The sequence below is a fragment of the Lapillicoccus sp. genome, assembly GCF_025353065.1.
Classification (GTDB): domain Bacteria; phylum Actinomycetota; class Actinomycetes; order Actinomycetales; family Dermatophilaceae; genus Lapillicoccus.
In genome coordinates this window covers 1-3929 of sequence record NZ_JANXRJ010000121.1, presented here as the reverse complement: position 1 = coordinate 3929, position 3929 = coordinate 1, and the positions used below count along the sequence as shown (strand labels likewise).

The 3929-nt window shown below is 70.8% G+C and carries 6 protein-coding genes; 4 read left to right on the top strand and 2 right to left on the bottom strand.

Features of this window, described 5'->3' with window-relative positions; translation table 11 throughout:
• Positions 1-706 (top strand): HAD-IC family P-type ATPase (locus Q0R63_RS09625; protein ID WP_295696767.1); only part of this gene is annotated, 706 nt, incomplete at its 5' end.
• The gene (locus Q0R63_RS09620) at positions 706-1119 is read left to right on the top strand and encodes a hypothetical protein (RefSeq protein ID WP_295696766.1); all 414 of its coding nucleotides are present in this window, start codon (positions 706-708) and stop codon (positions 1117-1119) included. The genes Q0R63_RS09625 and Q0R63_RS09620, both read left to right, overlap by 1 nt.
• On the opposite strand, the gene Q0R63_RS09615 is transcribed toward Q0R63_RS09620, so the two are convergent.
• Together Q0R63_RS09615 and Q0R63_RS09610 are read right to left on the bottom strand one after the other, a co-directional pair.
• Entirely contained in the window at positions 1049-2221 is a 1173-nt protein-coding gene (locus Q0R63_RS09615; RefSeq protein ID WP_295696764.1) for a HAMP domain-containing sensor histidine kinase, read from the bottom strand. The genes Q0R63_RS09620 and Q0R63_RS09615 overlap by 71 nt on opposite strands.
• Entirely contained in the window at positions 2218-2973 is a 756-nt protein-coding gene (locus Q0R63_RS09610) for a response regulator transcription factor (protein WP_295696762.1), read from the bottom strand. Before Q0R63_RS09610 ends, Q0R63_RS09615 begins: the two co-directional genes overlap by 4 nt.
• Positions 2974-3180: 207 nt before the next feature.
• On the opposite strand from Q0R63_RS09610, the gene Q0R63_RS09605 reads away from it, so the two are divergent.
• The gene (locus Q0R63_RS09605; RefSeq protein ID WP_295696761.1) at positions 3181-3390 is read left to right on the top strand and encodes an SHOCT domain-containing protein; all 210 of its coding nucleotides are present in this window, start codon (positions 3181-3183) and stop codon (positions 3388-3390) included.
• Between the two features lie 65 nt (positions 3391-3455).
• The coding region (locus Q0R63_RS09600; RefSeq protein WP_295696759.1) for a multicopper oxidase domain-containing protein at positions 3456-3929 on the top strand (474 nt) is incomplete at its 3' end.

The following is a 3929-nucleotide window of genomic DNA, read 5'->3' as shown; positions in this document are numbered from 1 at the left end:
CGCGGCCGACGGGCGGACCTCGGTCCTCGCCGCGGTCGACGGGCGCGCAGTGGCGGTGATCGGTATCGCCGATGCGGTGCGACCCACCTCCGCGGCTGCCGTCGCGGAGCTGCGCAGCCTCGGGATCGAGGTAGTGATGCTGACCGGCGACAACGCCGCCACCGCCGCCCGGATCGCGGCGCAGCTCGGGGTCACCACGGTCATCGCCGACGTCCTGCCCGGTGACAAGGCCGCCAAGGTCAAGGAGCTGATGGCAGCGGGGCACCGGGTGGCGATGGTCGGTGACGGGGTCAACGACACCCCGGCCCTCGCCCAGGCCGACCTCGGCATCGCGATCGGCGCCGGCACCGACGTCGCGGTGGAAACGGCCGACGTCGTGCTGATGCGGTCCGACCCCCTCGACGTGGCCGTGGCGCTGCGGATCGGGCGGGGCACCGTGCGCATGATGAAGCAGGACCTCGGCTGGGCCATCGGCGACAACTCCGTCGCGCTGCCGATCGCCGCCGGCATCTTCGAACCGGCCTTCGGGCTGGTCCTGCGCCCCGAGATCGCCGCGATCACCATGGCCGGGTCCAGCCTCCTCGTCGCGGTGAACGCGCTCACCCTCAAACGACTTCGACTGCCGAAACCCGCCCCGGCCGTCCCGGACCCGGCTACCGGCTCCTCGTTAGCGGATGGTCAGGTCCCCCGCCCGGGGGAAGCGTGATGACCTCGGTGGCCGTCTGGCTCCTCACGTCTTGCGGCATCGTCGTCCTCCTGGTCGGCGTCTATTTCGTGACGGTACGGCCATCCCTGCTGCCGGAGGACGCTCGATACATGGGCTCGACCGTGGAGGGTCTCATCGAGGTGGTCCCTGGCCTGAGCGGCTGGCTGCGCCGCGTCTTCTGGGTCCTCGGGGGGTTTACCGTGACGACGGGCTTACTGGTGGTGTACGTCGCACGAACCGGCCTGAGCGCCAACGGTTTTGGGGGTCTCGCCATTCTGTCGGTGGCCGGAGTGGGGTCCGTCGGCTGGATGACGGTCGTCAACTTAATGATCCGCTCGGCCTTCAGATGGGTGCTGCTCGCCCTCTGCGGCGTCTGGACCCTGGGACTGTTGGCGGGCCTGGCTGGTCGGTAGTGACGGTGAGCCCGGGGAGTCGGACGACGAAGGTTGCCCCGGCGCCCTTTCCCGGGCTGCGCGCGGCGATGCCCCCGCCGTGGGCTTCGGTCAGGGCCCGGCTGATGGTCAGGCCGATCCCGCTGCCGCCGCGGTCGTGGGTGCGGGCGGGGTCGGCCCGGTAGAACCGGTCGAAGACATGGTCGAGGGCCTCTCGGGCGATGCCTTCGCCGGTGTCGGCGACGGTGATCTCGACCCATCGGGGGTCCGGGCTCGACGTGGTCAGACAGACTGTCCCCCCTGCGGGGGTGTGGCGTAGCGCGTTGTCGAGCAGGTTCCCCAGGACCTGGGCCATCCGCTCGGGGTCTGCGGAGACGAGAGGGGTCTTGACCACAGCGGTCGCCAGACGAACGCCCTTGGTGTGAAAAGCCGCCTGAGCGCTTTGGGCGGCATCCACGACGAGCGTCGCCGGGTTGGTCGGGCGCAGCGACAGCCCGAGCTGGCCTTCCTCGGCCCGTGACACGGCGGTCACGTCCTGGGCGAGCCGGCCCAGCCGCTGGGTGCTGCCGCGGAGGACGGCCAGGGTCGGGTCGTCGAGCGCGCGCACCCCGTCCTCGATGGCTTCCAGATGGGCGTCGATGGTGGCCAGCGGGGTGCGCATCTCGTGGGCCAGGTCGGCGAGCATCCGGCGTCTGGTGGTCTCGACCCCCTCGAGCCGTTGCGTGAGCTGGTTGACCGTACCGGTGAGCTGGTCGAACTCGACACCGAGTGCGGGGCTGGGGACCCGGGAGCCGTGTCGTCCCTCGGCGATCTCGGAGGCGGCGACGGCGACGGCGAGGACCGAGCGTTGGACCCGGCGGGTGAAGTACCACGTCACGGTCAGGGCGATGATGACCGAGACGAGCAGGGCGACGGCGAGCGCGATGAGCAGCGCGGAGGCGAAGGCGTCCTCGACGTGTCCGGCCTCCGCGGCGGTGTGCGCGACCCCGGCCCGCTGAAGGTGGTCGCGGAAGATGCCCGGGGCAACGGCCGAGGCGACCAGCCAGGTCGTCAGGGCTCCGGCCAGCAGGACCAGGGACTGGGCGGCCAGCAGGCGGGTGGCAAGCCCGGGGGACCGGGTCACTGGCCGGTTCCCATCCGATAGCCGATTCCCCGCACGGTGCGGACGAACTTCGAGGTGGTGGCCTCGTCGTCGAGCTTGCGCCGCAGATGGCCGATGTGGACGTCGACGAGGTGCTCGTCGCCGACCCAGCCCGGCCCCCACACCTGGTCGATGAGCTGGCGTCGGCTGAAGGCCATCCTGGGGTGCTCCGTCAGGGCGGCGAGCAGGTCGAACTCGGTCCGGGTCAGCGGGACCGGCTCGCCGTCGAGCCAGACCTCACGCCCCAGAAGGTCCACCGACAGAGGGCCGAAGTCCCGCAGCACCGGTACGTCGTCCGGGGTGGTCATGAGGGGACGGGTGTGTCGCGGGCGTCGCAGCAGGGCATGGACCCTCGCGACCAGCTCGCGAGGACTGAACGGTTTGGTCATGTAGTCGTCGGCGCCGACCGACAGGCCGATCAGCTTGTCCACCTCGTCGTCGCGGGCGGTCAACATCACGACGTAGGCGTCCGAGAACGTCCGCAGCTGGCGACACACCTCGATCCCGTCCAGACCCGGCAGCCCGAGGTCGAGGACCACGATGTCCGGGTCCACGTCGCGGGCCGCGGCAACGGCCGCCTGACCGTCGTGGCGCAGGTGGACCTCGAACCCTTCCCGCTCGAGGTAGCTGCCCAGCACCTCGGCCAGGGCGACCTCGTCCTCCACGACCATGGCCCGGACACTGCTCGTGCCGTGGGGTAGCCGGGCGGCCTGCTCACCAGAGATGCGTGCCATGTCGTCATCGTCGCAGCACCGACCTCCGGCGCCACCCCGCCGAGTGACGTATCGGAGGCATCTTCAGCGAACCTTCACACGATCACCACCGATACCCCGGGACGGGCCGAGCACGCTGAGAGAACAAACCGACAGAAGGAGCTGGATGCCATGTGGTGGAACAACGGAATGGACTGGGGCGCAATGGGTGGAGGCGGATGGGTCGTCATGACCGTCCTCATGCTGGCCTTCTGGGCGTTGGTCGTCGGCGGTGTGGTCGCGCTCTTCCGCAGCGGCCGACCGACCGACTCCGGCTCGGCCATGACAGCCGAACGGAGCGCCGAGAACGTCCTGGACGAGCGCTTCGCCCGAGGTGAGATCGACGAGCAGGAGTACCACGCACGCCGCGCCGTTCTCTCCTCCACCCAGCGACGGTGACCGACGGCTGCCCCTGCCAGCGACTGACCTTGACCGACCGTGACTGACCCCAGAAGGACACCGCCTTGACGAACTTCACCCGCCGTACCCTGCTCATCGGATCCCTCGGTGTGACCGGCGCGCTGACCGTGGGTGGCCTGGCCGGTTGCGGCCGGTCCAGCACCGCCGTCGGGGCCGGGTCTGCGGCCGTCCGCAGCGCCGGAGCCACCCGCCGACCGACCGGCCAGCGGGTGGTCACGGCCCAGCTCACCCCCGGAGCCGCGACGATCGACCTCGGTGGGTTGAGCGTGCCGACGTGGGCCTACGGCGACAGCGTGCCCGGCCCGTTGCTGCGGGCCAGCGCCGGAGACCGGCTGAGGGTGGCCGTCGCGAACACCCTCCCCGCGGCGAGCAGCGTCCACTGGCACGGCATCGCCCTGCGCAACGACATGGACGGCGTCCCCGGGATCACCCAGAAACCCATCGACCCCGGCGCCGGGTTCACCTACGACTTCACCGCGCCCGACCCGGGCACCTACTTCTACCACCCGCACTCCGGG